The sequence below is a fragment of the Chitinophaga chungangae genome, from assembly GCF_017742215.1.
Taxonomy (GTDB): Bacteria; Bacteroidota; Bacteroidia; order Chitinophagales; family Chitinophagaceae; genus Chitinophaga; species Chitinophaga chungangae.
This window is the reverse complement of sequence record NZ_JAGHKP010000001.1, coordinates 1,072,845-1,091,800: the sequence shown is the minus strand read 5'-3', so window position 1 is coordinate 1,091,800 and position 18,956 is coordinate 1,072,845. Positions and strand designations below refer to the sequence as shown.

Below are 18,956 nucleotides of genomic sequence, written 5' to 3'. Positions count from 1 at the left end.
GGCATTGTTATTGCAAATATCTAATCGCATGAAATATCGCATCATTGCCGCTATGCTGGCTTTAGGCCTTGCCGTTAACGCAAGGGCGCAGCAGGCGGCCGGAGAAAAAGGGCAGATCGAGGCTGGCGTAAGACTTGGCCTGCCGCTGGGCATTACAGGAAGGTATTTTTTTACAGACCGCTCCGCCGTGGAAGGAATTGTGGCCCTTTACAACAAGACATTTTCCATAACCGGGTTGTACCAGTACCACTGGGACCTGTCTGCCCTCACCGTGAACGGCTTTGGCTGGTATGCGGGCGCGGGCGCACACCTGGGCACGCGGGAAATAGACGGCAGCCAGAAATTCCTGGCAGGGGTAGACGGCATTGCGGGCATCAATTACAACTTCCAGACCATCCCGCTTAACCTCAGCCTCGACTGGAAACCCGCCATTCATTTCGGCAACTCTCCCAACCTGGCAGACTTCGCCGTATCGGCGCGGTACCGTTTCGGCTGGAAGAAATAAATACACGGACTAATTAAAGACGAACATATGAAAAGGATCATGTTGCTCTTCGGAGTACTTTCATTGATGGCCTTCCAGGCAAATGCACAGCGCAGAACATCCGGCGGAGGCGATCCGGCCGATTACAATACCGCGCTGGGCGTAAGGGTCAATCCCTGGCTCGTGGGTTTCACCGTAAAGCACTTCATTAAAGGGCCGCACGCAATTGAAGGCATTGTGCACCATTATTTCGAAAACGGCGACGATGCCTCCAACGTAACGTTTACCGGTCTTTACGAATACCACTGGAACGTATTCGGCAAATCCGAATGGAACATGTACGCCGGCGGCGGCGCGCATCTCGGGTTCTGGAGGGATTATTATTGGGACAACGGGCGCCGCAGAGGCGAAGGCACGGACGTTGCCGTGGGCCTCGACGGTATCTTCGGGGTGGAATACACCTTCAAGAACATTCCCCTGAACCTCAGCGCAGACCTCAAGCCGTATGTGAACTTCAATGGTTACAACGACTTCATCGGCGAGCAGATCGGCGGATTCTCCGTACGGTACACGTTCAAATAAGTTAAAAGGATAACACACTTCAGGCGGCTGCTTCGTAACGGGGCAGCCGCTTTTTTTTGTTATCTTCGGAAGGTATGAAGATACTTTCCGCACAGCAGGTCCGCGAGGCAGACGCCTACACGATACAACATGAGCCCGTTAGCAGCGTGCTGCTGATGGAACGCGCCGCATCGGAATGCGCGGGATGGATGGTGCATACTTTCGGCGAAACGCCCCCGCCCTATTACATTTTCTGCGGAATGGGCAACAACGGCGGAGACGGCCTGGTGATCGCGCGTAAGCTGCAGGAACAGGGTTTTGCGGTGCAGGCCTGGCTGGTGCATACTTCCGGCAATGCGTCTGCAGACAATGCGGCCAATCAGCCGTATTACCCGGAGCTGCGGCATATCCATGAACTGGCGGAATTCCCGGAGATGGAAGAGCCGGGCATTATCGTGGACGCGCTGTTTGGCACAGGCCTCAACCGCCCGGTGGAAGGATGGGCAGCCGGCGTGATCCACAAGATCAACGACCAGCGGCACAAACATACCGTCGTCTCCGTAGACATGCCTTCGGGAATGATGGCGGATTCGTCGTCCGTTCAATTTCCGTGTGTGCATGCACGTTATACACTCACTTTCGAATTTTACAAACTGGCTTTTCTGCTGCCGGAAAACGGTGAGCGCACGGGGCAGGTGGAGGTGCTGAAGATCGGCATCCACCCGGCGTTTACGGCGCAGGTACAAACCGAATACCATCTTACCGACCCGGCTGTCATCCACACGATCTACCGGCCGCGCAACGCGTTTTCGCATAAAGGCACTTATGGTCACGCGCTGATGATCGCGGGAAGCTACGGCAAAATGGGCGCGGCTTTGCTCGCAACGCGGGCCTGCCTGAAAGCGGGCGCCGGGCTGGTAACGGCGCATATCCCCCGCTGCGGTTACGAGATCCTGCAAACGGCCGTGCCGGAAGCGATGTGTAATACCGAAGAATCCGCGCATTATTCTTCCCATTTCGACGAGCCTTTCCGCTTGCACCAGGCGCCTGATTACGCGGCGATCGGCATCGGGCCGGGCATTGGCACCGAAAATGCGACCGCCAAAGCGCTGGAACGCCTGCTGCTGGCTTACCGCAAGCCGATGGTGCTGGATGCGGACGCGTTGAACATTGTGGGGAAATACCCGGCTTTACTGGCCGAAATCCCCGAAGATTCGATCCTGACCCCACACCCCAAAGAGTTCGAACGGCTTTTTGGCGCAACGGGCGACCATTTCGAACGGCTGGAACTGTTGACCCGCAAGGCACGGGAATTGAAACTGTATGTTTTGCTGAAAGGGAAATACAGCGCCATGGCCTGTCCTGACGGGGCCGTGTATTTTAATCCCACCGGCAATCCCGGCATGGCCACTGCCGGGGCAGGCGACGTGCTCACCGGCATCCTGACGGGCCTGCTGAGCCAGGGTTACACACCAAAAGCCGCGCTGCTGCTGGGCGCGTGGCTGCACGGGCTGGCGGGCGACCTGGCGGCGGACGATCTTTCCGAGGAGGCGTTAACTGCGGAAGACATCGTTCATTACCTGGGGCAGGCATACCTCAGGACCCGGCAATAAAAGCGTCCATAATACACTTCTACTGAATAATTTCGAGCACTAGTAAAATAAATCCTAATACATTATCTTCGTCAACCTTGTAAATTTTAAAAGGCTTATAAATGAGTATGAGTATAGTTTACGTTATTCCACTGTTCGGACTGATTGCACTGTTATTCACCGCTATCCAAAGCGCCTGGGTTACCCGCCAGGACGCAGGCAATGAGAGAATGCAGGACATTGCCAGACACATCGCTGAAGGCGCCATGGCCTTCCTGAAGGCTGAGTACAAGATCCTCACCTATTTCGTGATCATCGCGGCCCTGTTGCTGGGCTATATGGGCTATTCCCATAAGAACTCTGACTGGACGATCGCACTGGCCTTTGTGATTGGCGCGGTATTTTCCGCCTGCGCCGGTTTCATAGGCATGAAAATAGCTACCAAAGCCAACGTACGCACGGCGCACGCCGCGCGCACCAGCCTTTCCAAAGCCCTGAAAGTTTCTTTCACCGGCGGCTCCGTGATGGGCATGGGCGTTGCGGGCCTTGCAGTGCTCGGGCTGGGCAGCCTTTTTATCATCCTCAAAGCGTATTTCGGCGCTGAAGCCAATACGGCTGAGATGATCAAGACCATCGAAGTACTGACGGGCTTCTCCCTCGGGGCGGAAAGCATTGCGCTGTTCGCACGCGTGGGCGGGGGCATTTATACCAAAGCGGCCGACGTGGGCGCGGACCTGGTAGGTAAAGTGGAAGCGGGCATTCCCGAGGACGATCCCCGCAACCCCGCCACCATTGCCGATAACGTAGGCGATAACGTAGGCGACGTAGCCGGGATGGGCGCGGACCTTTTCGGCTCTTACGTAGCCACCGTGCTGGCCACCATGGTACTGGGCGTTGAAACCACTTCCACCGACAATTTCGGCGGCCTGGCCCCCGTGCTGCTGCCGATGTTCATTGCCGGTACCGGTATCATCCTTTCCATCATCGGCACCTTCTTCGTGCGCATCGGCGAAAACACCGGTTTGAGCACCGCAGCCGTACAACGCGCATTGAACCTGGGCAACTGGAGCTCCATTGTGCTCACGGCCATCGTTTGTTATTTCGCCGTAAACTGGATACTGCCTGAAAGCATGACCCTCCGCGGCCACGACTTCACCCGCAACGGCGTGTTCGGCGCCATTATCGTGGGCCTGGTGGTAGGCACCCTTATGAGCATCATCACGGAATATTATACGGCCATGGGCAAACGCCCGGTGAAATCCATCATCCGCCAGTCTTCCACCGGCCACGCCACCAACGTGATCGGCGGTTTGGCCGTGGGCATGGAATCTACCCTGCTCCCCATCATCGTGCTGGCAGCGGGCATCTACGGCTCTCACGCCTGCGCGGGCCTTTACGGCGTTGCGATCGCGGCGGCCGGTATGATGGCCACCACTGCCATGCAGCTGGCTATCGACGCTTTCGGCCCGATTGCAGATAATGCGGGCGGTATCGCCGAAATGAGCGAGCTGCCGAAAGACGTGCGTGAAAAAACAGACATCCTGGATGCGGTAGGCAATACCACCGCCGCTACCGGTAAAGGTTTCGCCATCGCTTCCGCCGCTCTTACGGCACTGGCGCTTTTCGCCGCTTTTGTTGGCGTGGCGGGCATTTCCGGCATCGATATTTATAAAGCGGACGTACTCGCCGGCCTGTTCGTGGGCGCGATGATACCCTTTATCTTCTCTTCCCTCGCCATCCGCGCCGTAGGCGAAGCGGCCATGAGCATGGTGGAGGAAGTTCGCCGCCAGTTCCGCACCATCCCCGGCATTATGGAAGGCACGGGCAAACCGGAATACGACAAATGCGTGGCAATTTCCACCGAAGCTTCCATCAAAAAAATGATGGTGCCCGGCGCTATCGCCCTGCTCTCCCCGATTCTGATGGGCTTCATTTTCGGCCCCGAAGTGCTCGGCGGTTTCCTCGCCGGCGCAACCGTAAGCGGCGTGCTGATGGGCATGTTCCAGAACAACGCCGGCGGCGCATGGGACAATGCCAAAAAATCCTTCGAAAAAGGCGTGGAGATCAACGGCGAGATCTATTACAAAAAGTCCGAGCCGCATAAAGCGTCCGTAACCGGCGATACCGTGGGCGACCCGTTCAAAGACACCTCCGGCCCGTCTATGAACATCCTCATCAAACTGATGTCTATCGTATCCCTCGTTATTGCCCCCACACTGGCGGAATTGCACAACGAAACGACGGCGTCGAAGACAGCGCCGGAAAAAGTGCAGGAAGTCGTAAAAAAGGCTGAAACCGCCGAAAAAACAACCGTGAAACTTTAATCACAACGAATTGATCATAAAAAACCGGCTGCGAAATTATTCCCTCAGCCGGTTTTTCTTTTTTTGCCCTTTTCACCGGAATTTATTTGGCAGGTATGGTGCTTCCCCTTACCTCTTTCGAAGATTTTGCAAAGGCGAACGCCGCGAAATTCTAACGGCGTTTATTTCATACAAAAAAGCGGCTGCACCTTTACAATGCAGCCGCTTTTTTGTATCGTTTTTTAAATGTTATCACGCCCATTTTTTCACTTCCCGCGGGCTCAGGCCGTACTTTTTCCTGAACGCATTGCTGAAATGCTGCAGGGATGAGTATCCCAGTGTGTCGGCGATTTCGGTGAACGACAGATCGCCCTGCCGGATCATTTCGCGGCTTTGTTCCAGCCGGTGATCGTTCAGGTAGCCGAACACGGTGTTGTCGAATACTTTTCTGAAACCGTTCTTCAGCTTGAATTCGTTCAGTCCCGCTTTGCGCGCGAGCTCCGCCAGCGAAAGCGGGTCCTGCGCATGTGCCAGCAGCAGGTCGCGGGCGTGGTAAATTTTTTCTTCATCCGTGCGGGACACCTTTCCTGTTTCCGGGGTACGCTTCGATTCCGTTTCTATCTGTTCGCACTGCAAAGCCAGCAGCTCGATGGCTTTGGACTGAAGGAACAATTTTTTCAGCCCGCCTGTAAAATGACAATGCCGCACTTCCTCGATCACCTGCATCATGCGCGGCGTGATGTGGTAACAGCGCGGCAGGTACACCGGCCGGTTGTTCGCCACATTTTCCGCGTAGCGGTCCAGCACAGGCCCGTTGTTGGCGGCCAGCGCCACGAACGTTTCCTTGATGAAGCCCAGCCCGAACATTTGTATGTCCGGCTGCCGCTCCACCCGCACGATCTCATTCGATTCCGGGCTGTACACGATGGTATGCTGGTAGCTGGAAGTGACGAGTTTTTTTACGGCGCCGCGGATATGCGAGGTTACTTCGCCTCGGATCATAAAATGCATGCCGATGCGCTGCAGCTCTTCGCTGCTTTCGATGTGAAGCCGCTGGTGAACGGCGGCGGTGCCGAAGCCCATCATGAACCCGTCGAAATGCGATTCCTTCATTTCCGCTCTCCCGAAACTGAATTCCAGGCGGTGATGTTGCTCCACCAGCTCGGGTTTCAGGAACATTTCCGCGGGGTATACCGTATCGTCGTGGTAAAGAACGGAACGGTCGTCGTCGGTGATAGTGAATGGCATAAAAATCCGTTAAGTATAAATAATAATCCGCCTGGTATAAGCCCGTTTGCCGGCCGGGTGCGAATTTTGTGTGAAATTATTCAATTCAGGCACATGATCGGCATCTTCAAAACCAATATTGTTACGCTCCAGGACAAAAACAGGGTGATAGACGCAGTGGCCGGCAGGTTTGCCACCACCACCTGCACGCTGGACCTTGAAGACTGCGACAAGGTGTTGCGCGTAGTTTGCCAGCAGCTGGAAGAAGACCACGTGATCTCCTTCGTTTGCAGCCTCGGTTTCCAGTGCTCGGTACTGGACTGATTAAAATTGCACCCAAATCCCCGGAAAAAACATGACGTTCGTCAGTTAACCCCTCCCCCACGTCTATGTGATTTATTTATTTCCCGTAGGGGTATCCTTTATTTTGCACGTCATACTTTCGGAAAACGGCGGAAACCATCCCATCCGTTCACCATTTAACATATAAAAACCTGAAAACCAAATGAAAAGGATCGCAAACTGGCTTTTGCCCTTTTGCTTGTTCATGCTGACAGCATTTAATTCATCGGCACAACAGCAACGTTTTACCATCAGCGGGTATGTAAAGGACGCCCAGTCCGGCGAATCCCTCATCGGGATCTCGATCGGCAAGCCCGGCACCACAGTAGGCACGGTTACCAACGAATACGGCTTTTATTCGCTGACATTGCCTGCCGGAACGCACGACATCCAGTTTTCCTACATTGGTTACACCGCCCAGAAATTCACCATCGACCTGACCTCCAACAAACGGCACGACGTGAAGCTCACGCAGGCGGACCGGCAGCTGAACGAGGTGGTGATCACCAGCAGGCAGCAGGAAAAAAACATCAATACGCTTAGCACCAGCGTCAACAAGCTGGACATTTCGGAGATCAAAAAACTGCCTACCCTTATGGGCGAGGTGGACGTGATACGCACCATACAGACGCTGCCCGGGGTGAACACCGTGGGCGAAGGCGCGGCCAGCTTCAACGTGCGCGGCGGTAACGGGGACGAAAACCTCATCCTGCTCGACGAAGCGCCCGTATACAACTCCACCCACATGCTCGGCTTTTTCTCCGTGTTCAACCCGGACGCTGTAAAAAACATCAATCTTATCAAGGGTGGCTTCCCCGCCGAGTTCGGGGGCAGAACGGCTTCCGTGCTCGATATCAGGATGAAGGACGGGAACAACCAGAAATTCGGTCTTACCGGCGGCATCGGCAACATTTTCAGCCGCCTGGCCGTGGAAGGCCCGCTGCAGAAAGACAAATCCTCCTTCATCGTGGCGGCGCGCCGTTCTTATATGGACGTGCTCATGAAACCGTTCCTCAAAGGCGATATGAAAGACACCAAGCTGTATTTCTACGACCTTACCGCCAAAGTGAACTTCAACCTCAACAAAAACAACAACCTGTTCGTAAGCACCTATTTCGGCCGCGACGTGTTCGGGTTCGGCAACGAAGCCAATATGAACTGGGGCAACAACACAGTGTCCGTGCGCTGGAACCACATTTTCAACAGCCGCCTGTTCCTCAACCTGACCACGTATTACACGAAATACGACTACAGCCTCGAGTTCAAAACCGACCCGGAAGAACCAGTGAAACAGGCTTTCAAATGGACCTCCAACATCATCAACTACGGCGTGAAACCGGCATTTACCTATTACCTCAACGCCAGCAACACCCTGCATTTCGGCGTACAGGGCACGTATTACACCTTCAAGCCCGGCACCGGCACTTCGAGGGAGGACGAGCACGAAACGCGCATCACCGTAAAAGATAAAAACGCCGTGGAAGCCGCGCTGTATCTCGATCATGAGCTGAAGATCGGCGATAAGTTCGGCATACAATACGGCGTGCGTTATTCCGGCTTCCAGTTCCGCGGAAAAGGCACCGCATATTATTATGCAGACACGGTACCCGGCATCCGCAAACGCCTCACCGGCACGAAAGATTTCGATGCAGGGCAAACCATCGCGGACTATTACAACCTGGAGCCGCGCCTTTCCGCACGTTACGCCCTCAACAGCACATCCGCCGTAAAAGTGGCCTACAGCCGCAGCGCGCAATACATGCACCAGCTGAGCAACACCGCGTCTCCCACGCCCGTTGATATCTGGACGCCCGTTTCCAACAACGTAAAACCGCAGGTGACCGACCAGGTAACCGCGGGATATTTCTACAGCGCGCCCGGCGATAAATTCGAAGTATCCGCCGAAGTATTCTACAAAAGCATGCAGAACCAGCTGGATTACATCGACGATGCGGACCTTGACCTGAACCAGTTCATCGAAGCCGACCTGCTTTCCGCGAAAGGCCGTGCATATGGCCTGGAACTGTACGCGAAAAAAGATATCGGCAACACCACAGGCTGGGTAAGCTACACCCTCAGCCGTTCCGAGCGAAAAACGCCAGGGCTGAGCCTCAACGAGTGGTTCATCAACCGTTACGACCGCACGCACAACGTAAACGTGGTGGTAAGCCATGAATTTACCAAACGCCTCAGCCTCAGCGGCAACTGGGTATTCGCATCCGGCACGCCCGCTACTTTTGCGGACGCGCGCCTGGAGTTCCAGGACTGGGACATTCCTTACAACACCACCGAAAAAAGAAATAACTACCGCCTGAAACCCTTCCACCGCCTCGATCTGTCTGTAACCTACAAAGGCAAACAGCTGAAACGCTGGAAAGGCGAATGGGTATTCTCGCTGTACAACGTGTACGCCCGCAGGAACGCCTACACCGTGTATTTCCGCCAGAACCCGGACAACCCGGACCAGAAGGAAGCCGTTCGTTTATCCATCCTCGGTTCCATCATTCCCGGCATTACTTACAACTTCAAATTCTAACCAGCAAAGCATTCGATCATATGAAACGGAACATCATACAATATAAATTCATCGCCCTTCTTTTTGCAGCCGCGGCGTTTGTTTCCTGCGAAGACGTGATAGACGTGGAAGTGCCCGAAGGCAAAACCTTCACCGTGGTAGACGCATGGATCACCGACGCGCCGGGCAAACAGGAACTGCGCATCACCCAAAGCGTGCCTTACACCAGCCAGGCCCCCGCTCCCATCGTGAATAACGCCGTGGTAACGCTCACCGACGTTACCAGCGGACAGGTATACCCTTTTACTTTTTCGAACGGCAAATACAGCTACGATCCCGGCGCGGGCGTGAGCATCGGCATTGTGAACCACGTGTACAAACTGCGCGTGGAGCTGAGCGAATCCACCTTTGAAGCCACCGATACGCTCAAACGCGTGCCCGTGATCGATTCCATCAGCTATGAATTTAAGACCAAAGAAGAAGCGGCCAGCGGAGAAGAAGGATTTTATGCGCGCTGGCACGGCAAAGACCTTGCGGGCGCTACCGACTGGTACTGGATACGCAGTTACCTCAACAGCACGGACAACCGCGTGGAAGACGCATTCGCGATAGACGGCTCTTATGAAGCAGACATTGCCGACGGCATGACTTTCATTTACCCGATCAGCGAAGCCATTACCCGCTTCGACAGACCTTTCCTGGAAAATGAAAAAGTGATCGTTCGCCTCGCCTCCGTTACCTCGCGCAGCCACGCCTTCCTCGAAATGGTGCAAAGCCAGCTGAACGCCGGCGGCCTGTTCGCGAAGATCCTCGAGAACGTGCCGAGCAATCTTAAAAACGTAAACACTTCCAGCAACGCGAAAATACTGGGCTGGTTCGGCACATCCGCCGTACAGTTCAAGGAACGCACGATGGTGAAATAAAATCCAAACACGAAACTTATGAAAATGAAAAAATTATTTTTTGTGATCGCCGCCGTGCTGCTTTCCCACATGGGGTTTGCGCAGGACGGGCAAATAGAGAGCCTTGCCGGGAAAGGCAAAACGAAGATCCGCGTGGGCGGTTTCGGCGCGCCCGCCATCAAGTTCACCACGTTCGACGATCAATTGGGCGTGCTGCTGGGCGGTTACGCCGGCGTGATGCTGAACAGCAGGATCATGCTGGGCGCCGGCGCATACGCGCTGGTGAACAACATCGAAGCGCCGCGCACGGATGTAAGCGACCCGACGCTTTACTGGAACATGTGGTACACCGGGTTCGTGCCGGAATACACCATCAAATCGAACAAACTGTTCCACATGGCGGTAGGCGCGCTGATCGGCGGGGGCGGCGTGATGAAGAACGAACGTTACAAAGGGCTCGACGAAACGGAAAACTTCGATGTCAGCGGCTTTTTTGTAGGCGAGCCGCATGTGAACTTTGAAATGAACATCACCTCATACCTGCGCCTGGCCGTGGGCGGATCGTACCGCTTCGTCAGCGGGTCCAATACCGCCGGTATTACTGACGAAAAGCTGAGCGGCCCCGCGGCTCACTTTACGATCAAGGCGGGCCGTTTTTAATATTATTACTGACGAAACCATACATAGGTGCTGCCCCGCCGGAATGCCGCGCGGGGCAGGCTTTTTCAAGACCTTACGGGTTACGGGTGCGGGGCCGGATTTTTGGGAAATGTCGCCTGAGTTCCGCAGATATTCAGTAACTTTTGGCAAAAGGAATATCGCCTCCATTCGTAATCCGTTCAAATCATGGACCCGATACATCTCGCTATACCCGGTTTTGTGCTGTTGCTGCTGGCGGAAGTGATCTTCTCCGCCCGGGAACACCGCCATCTCTACGAAACCAAAGACGCCGTGAGCAGCATCGCCATGGGCCTCGGCAACGTTTTTATCGGGCTTTTCATCAAGGGCATTATTTACCTCGTTTACGACTTCGTTTACCAGTTCCGATTCCTCACCCTCGACGCCGGCCTCTGGTGGGTATGGGCGCTCTGTTTTTTTGCGGACGACTTCACGTATTACTGGTTTCACCGCTTCAGTCATAATATCCGGTTTTACTGGGCCAGTCATGTGATACACCATTCCAGCCGCCGTTACAACCTTTCCACCGCGCTGCGCCAGACCTGGACCGGCAACCTCACCGGTACTTTCCTCTTCTGGTGCTGGATGCCGCTTGCCGGTTTTCACCCGGCGATGGTGATGACGATGCAGGCTATCAGCCTCATTTACCAGTTCTGGATCCATACCGAGGCCATCCGCAGGCTGCCGCGGCCGCTGGAATTTGTGCTCAATACGCCTTCGCATCACCGCGTGCATCATTCCTCCGACCTGAAATACCTGGATAAGAACCATGCGGGCGTGCTGATCGTATGGGACCGGCTGTTTGGCACCTTTCAGCCGGAAGAGGAAAAACCCGTGTACGGGCTCACCACCAATATCCAAACTTACAATCCCCTTAAAATAGCCACGCACGAATGGGCAGCGATCGGGAAAGACCTCCGTAAGGCCCGCTCCTGGCGCGACGTATGGTATTATTTATTTGGCGCCCCCGGCTGGAGCCCGGATGGCAGCAGGCAAACCACCCGGCAACTGAGGGAAGCGGCGCGCAATGCCTCCGCTCCTCCTCCCGGATCGCCATTTATCCAAAAATAAAGCCCGGAGTTTTGTTATTACGAAAAGTGTCGTACATTCGTTTACGAAGATATTCGTACAAACAGATCATTACAATACGACAATAACATGAACAAGCCCATCAAGCCGACGGAAAGTGAACTGGAAATACTGGCCATCCTCTGGGAAAGAGGGCCCAGTACGGTAAGGGAAATACATGAGATCCTGGAACGGCAGAAGGAAGCGGGTTACACCACTACCCTGAAGCTGATGCAGATCATGCATGAAAAAGGATTGGTGACGCGCGACGCCAGCGCCAAAACGCATATTTACGAAGCGGCCGTGGACCGTGAACTGACGCAGCGGCAATTGCTCAACAAAATGATCGACACCGTTTTTAAAGGGTCCGCTTCACAACTGGTGATGCAGGCTTTGGGGCATCACCGGTCTTCCCCCGAAGAGCTGGACATGATCCGCCAATACCTGAACGAGATGGAAAAAAAGCAGAAATAAACATTTTGCCATGACTTCGTTGCTTCCTTTTACCCAAGATCTGATCCGGGCGTTCGGCTGGACGCTGCTGCACTCTTTCTGGCAGGCCTTTTTTGTATTCGCGTGCCTTCGCATCGTATTGCGGCTATGGCCGCAGGCAAGCGCATCCATTAAGTACCACCTGTCGTACCTGAGCCTGGCCGGCATTTTTGGCTGGTTCGTGGCAACGTTGTACCGCCAGTTGACCATCCTGCGGGAAGCACAGGAGATCCGGCAGATGGTGGCGTTGCAGCTACGCCCCGATGTGCTGGCGAAAGCCGCGCAGCATACGCCGCCGCCGCAGGCAGACGGGCTGCAGGTGCTGTTTCCCGGCATGGAAAGCTACTTTCCCTTGCTGGTAGGCATTTACGTGGTAGGAGTAACGGTAATGACCATCAAACTTTGCGTAGACCTTTCGCAGCTGCGCCATGTGCGCAGGCTGGGCGTAACGCCCATGGGGCCCGTGTGGGAACAGCATCTCAGGGAACTGGGCAAACGCCTGGGCATATCTAAAAAAGTGCAGCTGTTTATTTCCGAGCACCTGCAGGTACCGGTGATGATCGGTTTCCTGAAACCAGTGATACTGCTGCCCGCCGCCATGGTGAGCAACCTGAGCCCGGAACAGCTGGAAGCCATCCTGCTGCACGAGCTGGCGCATATCAAGCGTAATGATTATCTGTTGAATATCTTCCAGTCCATTGTTGAAACCATTTTGTTCTTTAACCCGTTCGTATGGTGGATATCCCGGAACATCCGCCAGGAGAGGGAACATTGCTGTGACGACCTGGTGATCGCAGGCACCGTTCAGCCCATGCATTATGCCAAAGCCCTTGTGGCGCTCGAGGAGTACCGGATCACCGCTAACCCGATGGCCATGGCGGCTGCGCATGATAAACACTTCTTACTTCATCGCATTAAACGCATCATGGAAATGAAAACGAAAAATCTCAATTATAGCCAGCGGTTCCTTGCATTGCTCATCATCGTGACCGGCCTTGTGTCTATCGCATGGCTGAGCCCCGACAGGAAAAACGGGAAAAAGGAAAAACAGTCATCCGTTCTGCAAGACACCATTCTGCCCAAACCGCCCGTTGCGCCCATAGCGCCCGGCATAACGCCCGCGCCGCCGGCGCCGCCGACGCCAGCGCCCACCGCGGATGTATCAGCGCCGCCCGCTCCGCCAGCGCCTGTAGCTTTTGCAAGCCCGACCCCTTTCCCGGCAGCCGCGCCCGAAGCGCCACTGGCCCCGCTGGCGCCTATGCCGCCGATGGCGCCCGCATCCTGGCCCGCCGCAACTCCCCTTCCGCCCACTCCTCCCGGCCCTCCGAACTGGGTGAGCTACAATAACAATTACAACGGCCACTATAACGGTAATTTCTATTTCCAGGACACGCTCGCCCCCGGCCAAAAGATCGTGATCGTAGACGACAAGGGGAACAAAAAGGAATACCGCAGCATCGACGAAATGCCCGCGGCAGACCGCAAACGCATGGAGGAAAGTTTTTACAAAATGCAGCAGGCAAAGGCCAGCTTCCAGTATAAACCTAACCAGGACGAGATCAAACAGGCCATGAAAAACGCGCGGGCCGCCATCGATAACATCGATTGGACCAAAATGAACGCGCAGATCTCCGAAAGCATGAAAAATGTGGATTGGGAGAAGATCAACAAACAGGTTTCCGAAAGCATGAAAAACATCGACTGGCAAAAGATGCAAACAGACCTTGCCAAACAGATGAAAGAGATCCAGTGGGACAAGATCAGCGACCAGATGAAAAACCAGCTGAAAAACCAGGACTGGGACAAAATGAACAAAGACATCCGGGAATCCCTTGAGAAGATAGACTGGAAAAAGATCGAGAACGACGTGAAGAAAGCGATGGAAAACGTAAAATTCGACAGCAGCTTTCATTACAACTTCGACTACGATCATGATTTCGACTTCGACCTCGACATCGACGGCAGCGGCGACACGAGCATAGACCGCAGCAGGGCGCGCGCCCGTGCCCAGCATGAGAGGAACCTGGCCCGCAACCGCGCCGCGTTCGACGAAGCAAGGGAGCGCAACAGGAAAATACAGGAAGAGCACGTGGCCATGGCCCGCGCCAGGCAGCAGGAAACCAAGGAAAAAATAAAAGCGCAGCGGGAGGAACAGGTAGCCATCGCACGGGCGCGGCAGCAGGAAACCAGGGAACGTTCGCTGAAAATGCGGGAAGAGAACATGGAAAAAATGAAAGCGCTCCGCGAAGAATCCATGAAAAAAGCCGAAGAGAACCGCGCAAAGGCCGAAGCGGTGAGCAAATCGTACCGCCAGTTGCTGGACGGCATGGAGGCGGACAAACTAATCGACCGCAATGCCGAATACCAGGTTGAAAAGAAAGGCGGCGACCTTTTTATCAACGGAAAAAAACAATCCCCCGACGTATTAAAGAAATATGAACAATATCTCAAGAACGATAACGTTACTATACGTGGAAGCAAAAACAGCCTGAATATCCAGTCGAACGACAATCAGTAACTGTCAGTGCTCTTTTCCGTCCATGTGAACCATTTACTCCGCCATTCTATTTAAAAGCCGCTGCCCGTCTGGTAGCGGTTTTTTATTATATTTGCCGTTCGTTTATTCACCCTTTAAAAGCCCAATTATGCCGTCTTTCGACATCGTGAGCAAAGTAGACCTGCAAACCCTGGACAACGCCATCAATACCGTAAAAAAAGAGATCACCACCCGGTACGACTTCAAAGGCTCGCATGTGAGCATTGAACTGGATAAAAAGGAGCTGGTGGTAAAGCTGGAAGTGGAATCGGAAATGAAGCTGGACCAGGTGATAGAAGTGCTGATCAGCCGCAGCATGCGCCAGGGGCTGGATGCGACGATCTTCGACCAGGGTAAGGAACATTTCCAGAGCGGCAAAGTGGTGAAAAAGGAAATACCCGTGCGCAACGGCATCAAACAGGAAGACGCCAAAAAGATCGTTAAGATGATCAAAGATTCGGGTTTAAAGGTACAGGCCGCGATCATGGACGACATTGTACGGGTTACCGGCAAAAAAATCGATGATTTACAAGACGTTATACAGCTGTGCCGGGGCGGCAACCTGGGCATTCCGCTGCAGTACGTGAATATGAAAAGCTAAAAAATTCTTGGCTTATTTAAAATAATCTGTTACCTTTGCGCTCTGTATTTAACTTTTTGATATGAAACAGGGAATCCATCCGGAAAATTATAGATTCGTAGTGTTTAAAGATATGTCCAACGGGCATAGCTTTCTGAGCCGTTCTACCACCCCTTCTCGCGAGACCGTGAAATGGGAAGATGGTAACGAGTATCCGTTGATCAAGCTTGAGATCTCCAATACTTCTCACCCCTTCTACACTGGTAAGAACGTACTGGTTGATACCGCGGGCCGTATCGACAAATTCAACAAACGTTACAAGAAAGACGCTAAATAAGCGTACCGCGATATTTTTTTAACAAATCCTGCCGGTCAATATCGGCGGGATTTTTTTATTTTGCCCAAATGAACCCGCACTACATCCTGTTTGACACGCCTGAACGCGACCAGCTCTACCCCTTTACCCACACCCGGCCGGTTGCGGCCTGCCGCATCGGGCTGCTCACGATCCGTGAAAAATGGGAAAAATGGCTGAACGTAAGCCCGATCAGCTATTTCACGATGGATTACCTCCAGGATAAATACCCGCTCGTTAAAGCGCCTAAAAACGCCGTTACCGTGCTGATCAACGGTCACCTCCTTCCCTCCGCCCCGCTCGTGGAAGAGATCGGCAAACTGCAGCCCGGGCAGGAGATCTATAAAAACGGCCGGCTGCTCGTAAAAGCCGTAAGCGGCGACGATTTTTTCGTGCCCACCGCCAGCAGGACCGATTTTGAGGAAGACATCATCCGCATCGACCAGCCGTGGCATATCGCGCAATACAACGACGCCGCGCTGCGGGCGGATTTCGAGCTGCTGACCCGCGGCCGCAAAAGCGCGCCCATCAGCAATACCAACCGCGTGGAAAACCCCAAACAGGTATTCCTGGAGCCGGGCGCGAAAGTGGAGCACAGCGTGCTCAACGCTTCCACCGGGCCGGTCTACATCGGTAAAAACTCCCTTGTAATGGAAGGCAGTCTTATCCGCGGGCCGTTTGGCATGGGCGAACAGTCCGTCGTAAAAATGGGCGCCCGCATATACGGCGCCACCTCGCTCGGGGCGCGCTGCGTGGCGGGCGGCGAGATCAAGAACAGCGTATTTTTCGACCATTCCAACAAGGGGCACGACGGTTACCTCGGCGATGCGGTGATCGGCGAATGGTGCAACCTGGGCGCCAACACCAGTTGTTCCAATATGAAGAACAATGCCGGCGAAGTGCGCGTATGGATGGAAGCGAAACAGGAAAGCTGGCCGGCGGGCAACAAATGCGGGGTGATGATGGGCGATTTCAGCCGCAGCGGCATCAACACGATGTTCAACACCGGCACCGTGGTGGGCGTGAGCTGCAACATCTTCGGCGGCAATTTTCCGCCCAAATTCCTGCCCTCCTTCAGTTGGGGCGGGGCCGGCATCACCGACCGGTACAGGCTGGCGGAAGCCCTGCGCGACGCGGATTCGTGGATGCGGCTGAAAGGCGCGTCGCTAAGTGAGCAGGACCGGCAAATACTTGAGAAAATATTTAAGGGATAAATGCGTATTTTTCGCGCCTCTTATCAAAAGTAACGTAACGTCTATGAGAAAAAAGATCGTAGCAGGCAACTGGAAAATGAACCTCACACTGGCGCAGGGCGAGCAGTTGGTGAACGACATCGTTGCCGCCGGCATCAAACTGGCGGAAGGCCAGGAAGTGGTGGTAGCGCCCCCCTTCCCTTACCTGATCAAGGTAAAACAGCTGATACGCAATTACCCCGGCATTTACCTGGCGGCACAGAACTGCGCCAGCGAAAAATCCGGCGCTTATACCGGCGAGGTTTCGGCGGAAATGCTTGCTTCGGTGGGCGTGGATTACGTGATACTCGGTCATTCCGAGCGCCGCGAATATTTTTCCGAAAGCAATGCGCAGCTGGCTAAAAAGATAGACCTGGCGCTGGCGAACGGCATCAAACCGATCTTCTGCTGCGGCGAGCCGCTGGAAGTGCGGAAAGCGGAAACGCAGAACGAATACGTGGCGCGTCAGCTGGAGGAGAGCCTCTACCACCTGGATGCGGCCGCGCTGAAAAATATTGTGATCGCATACGAGCCGATCTGGGCCATTGGCACGGGTTTAACGGCCAGCGCGCAGCAGGCGCAGGACATGCATGCGTTCATCCGCGCGCGCATCGCCGAGAAATTCGGGCGGGAAGCGGCTTTGGGCCTTACGATCCTGTACGGCGGCAGCGCGAAGCCTTCCAATGCCGGTGAGCTGTTTGCAAGCGCGGACGTAGACGGCGGGCTGATCGGCGGAGCATCGCTGGTGGCTGCCGACTTCACGGCGATCGTGAAAAGTCTGTAATACTGCGGAAACACAGCAGGGACGGCTGACGGGGATCACCTGTCAGCCATTTTTTTTAGTATTTTTTGCTAATAATTTTAGTATTTTCAGATTTAGTTTGTATATTTGTATTGTGAAAAGAGGGATCATTGTCGCGCTGCTGTAAACGACAGTGATTGTTTCAAATTGATGATTGCTAAATCAGAAAGACATGGAACAGGACGTATTATATGATTACATGCTGGTATTGCAACCTGACGCGCAGACGGTGCAGGATGTGAGCATGTACAAGCACCTGATAGCGGAGGAGCTGGGCCCTTTCCCGGGTGCGTTTTCGCAGGCACATATTGCGCTTTTCCGGTCGGAGTTCCCCGAGCGTTATGAAACGGAGTTTGTGGGGATGCTGGAAGCTTTGGTAACGGACCAGTCGGCTTTTACGGTGTATACCTCCCGTATCGATCATTGCAAGCAGGGCGATACGAAACATATGTTTTATGTGAACGTGGCCAATCCCCGGCCGGTGGAGGAATTGCACCGCAGGATACTGGACGCGTTCGAGCTGAAGGGCGGCGCTTACCGTCCTCATATCACGCTGGCGCGTTCTGTCAGCCAGCAGCAATTCAACCAGCTGGCGCCTTATCTTGCCAACAAGATGTTCGTCCGCAGTTTCCATTGCCAGAGTTTCAGCCTGTTGCGGAAGCCCGCAGGCGGCAGAAAGTATGAAATAGTGAGAGAATTTATGTTCGGAAAGGACACGCCGGCCAGGCATCCCCTGTTTAACCATGCGGCTTAAACAGAGCGTGTTTTTCCTGGGAAAGTTGTTCCGGCGTGGCGTTCGTTCGCTGTTTAAACCATGCGCGTTTGGATGAAGGATGGTGATGATTTAAGGAACATATTCCGGGCATTGCGTTCGACGTTTAAACGATGTGGTTTGGATGAAGAGTGATGGCGATGATTTCAGGAACATAACATATTCCAGTATTGCGCCAGCGGTTTAGGCAACGTGGTCAGATGAAGAGTGATGGTGCGCGGGAAACACATTCCGGTATTGCGCGAGAGGTTTAGACTACGCAGTTTAAATGAAGAGTGATGGCGCGCGGAAAGCATATTCCCGAATTACGCCAGGGGGTTAGACTACGTGGTTAGATGAAGAGTGATAATGTGCGGGAAACACATTCCGGTATTGCGCGAGAGGTTTAGACTACGTGGTTAGATGAAGAGTGATACTGCGCGGGAAACACATTCCGGCATTGCGCCAGAAGTTTAGACAACGTGGTTAGATGAAGAGTGATGATATTGAGGCGATATATTCCCGGCAAGGCACAG

At 54.1% G+C, this 18,956-nt stretch carries 17 protein-coding genes; 16 read left to right on the top strand and 1 reads right to left on the bottom strand.

Annotation, left to right across the window (positions count from 1 at the left end; translation table 11 throughout):
• Positions 1–28: 28 nt before the first annotated feature.
• The 4 genes from J7I43_RS04650 to J7I43_RS04635 all read left to right on the top strand — a co-directional run bounded on the left by J7I43_RS04650 (position 29) and on the right by J7I43_RS04635 (position 4,961).
• Positions 29–505: a hypothetical protein gene (locus tag J7I43_RS04650; RefSeq protein WP_209143732.1), complete on the top strand. Its 477-nt coding sequence runs from the start codon at positions 29–31 to the stop codon at positions 503–505.
• Positions 506–532: 27 nt separating this feature from the next.
• On the top strand, positions 533–1,066 hold the full coding sequence (locus J7I43_RS04645; RefSeq protein ID WP_209143730.1) for a hypothetical protein: 534 nt from the start codon (positions 533–535) through the stop codon (positions 1,064–1,066).
• Between the two features lie 74 nt (positions 1,067–1,140).
• Complete coding sequence (locus tag J7I43_RS04640; RefSeq protein WP_209143729.1) at positions 1,141–2,658, top strand: NAD(P)H-hydrate dehydratase; 1,518 nt, start codon at positions 1,141–1,143, stop codon at positions 2,656–2,658.
• A gap of 107 nt (positions 2,659–2,765) precedes the next feature.
• Entirely contained in the window at positions 2,766–4,961 is a 2,196-nt protein-coding gene (locus J7I43_RS04635) for a sodium-translocating pyrophosphatase (RefSeq protein ID WP_209143728.1), read from the top strand.
• Between the two features lie 231 nt (positions 4,962–5,192).
• On the opposite strand, the gene J7I43_RS04630 is transcribed toward J7I43_RS04635, so the two are convergent.
• Complete coding sequence (locus tag J7I43_RS04630) at positions 5,193–6,188, bottom strand: helix-turn-helix transcriptional regulator (RefSeq protein WP_209143727.1); 996 nt, start codon at positions 6,186–6,188, stop codon at positions 5,193–5,195.
• A gap of 93 nt (positions 6,189–6,281) precedes the next feature.
• Between J7I43_RS04630 and J7I43_RS04625 the strand changes: the two genes are divergently transcribed.
• The 12 genes from J7I43_RS04625 (at position 6,282) to J7I43_RS04570 (ending at position 18,423) form a co-directional block, all read left to right on the top strand.
• Entirely contained in the window at positions 6,282–6,491 is a 210-nt protein-coding gene (locus J7I43_RS04625; protein ID WP_209143725.1) for a hypothetical protein, read from the top strand.
• 223 nt (positions 6,492–6,714) lie between these two features.
• On the top strand, positions 6,715–9,045 hold the full coding sequence (locus J7I43_RS04620) for a TonB-dependent receptor (RefSeq protein WP_209143723.1): 2,331 nt from the start codon (positions 6,715–6,717) through the stop codon (positions 9,043–9,045).
• Between the two features lie 20 nt (positions 9,046–9,065).
• A complete protein-coding gene (locus J7I43_RS04615) occupies positions 9,066–9,947 on the top strand; it encodes a DUF4249 domain-containing protein (RefSeq protein WP_209143721.1) in 882 nt (293 codons plus the stop codon).
• A gap of 24 nt (positions 9,948–9,971) precedes the next feature.
• Positions 9,972–10,586: a hypothetical protein gene (locus tag J7I43_RS04610; protein ID WP_209143719.1), complete on the top strand. Its 615-nt coding sequence runs from the start codon at positions 9,972–9,974 to the stop codon at positions 10,584–10,586.
• Between the two features lie 186 nt (positions 10,587–10,772).
• On the top strand, positions 10,773–11,675 hold the full coding sequence (locus J7I43_RS04605) for a sterol desaturase family protein (protein WP_209143717.1): 903 nt from the start codon (positions 10,773–10,775) through the stop codon (positions 11,673–11,675).
• A gap of 87 nt (positions 11,676–11,762) precedes the next feature.
• Positions 11,763–12,146, top strand: coding sequence for a BlaI/MecI/CopY family transcriptional regulator (locus J7I43_RS04600; protein ID WP_209143715.1), 384 nt, complete (start codon positions 11,763–11,765; stop codon positions 12,144–12,146).
• 10 nt (positions 12,147–12,156) lie between these two features.
• Positions 12,157–14,682 (top strand): M56 family metallopeptidase, encoded by a 2,526-nt coding sequence (locus tag J7I43_RS04595; RefSeq protein WP_209143713.1) that lies wholly within the window; start codon positions 12,157–12,159, stop codon positions 14,680–14,682.
• A gap of 127 nt (positions 14,683–14,809) precedes the next feature.
• A complete protein-coding gene (locus J7I43_RS04590; protein ID WP_209143711.1) occupies positions 14,810–15,301 on the top strand; it encodes a YajQ family cyclic di-GMP-binding protein in 492 nt (163 codons plus the stop codon).
• 61 nt (positions 15,302–15,362) lie between these two features.
• Positions 15,363–15,617, top strand: coding sequence for a type B 50S ribosomal protein L31 (locus J7I43_RS04585; RefSeq protein ID WP_209143709.1), 255 nt, complete (start codon positions 15,363–15,365; stop codon positions 15,615–15,617).
• Positions 15,618–15,685: 68 nt separating this feature from the next.
• Positions 15,686–16,849, top strand: a complete 1,164-nt coding sequence (locus tag J7I43_RS04580) for a putative sugar nucleotidyl transferase (RefSeq protein ID WP_209143707.1) — start codon at positions 15,686–15,688, stop codon at positions 16,847–16,849.
• Positions 16,850–16,892: 43 nt separating this feature from the next.
• Entirely contained in the window at positions 16,893–17,651 is a 759-nt protein-coding gene (gene tpiA, locus J7I43_RS04575; protein WP_209143705.1) for a triose-phosphate isomerase, read from the top strand.
• A 190-nt stretch (positions 17,652–17,841) separates the two neighbouring features.
• The gene (locus J7I43_RS04570; protein WP_209143703.1) at positions 17,842–18,423 is read left to right on the top strand and encodes a 2'-5' RNA ligase family protein; all 582 of its coding nucleotides are present in this window, start codon (positions 17,842–17,844) and stop codon (positions 18,421–18,423) included.
• Positions 18,424–18,956 lie beyond the last annotated feature (533 nt).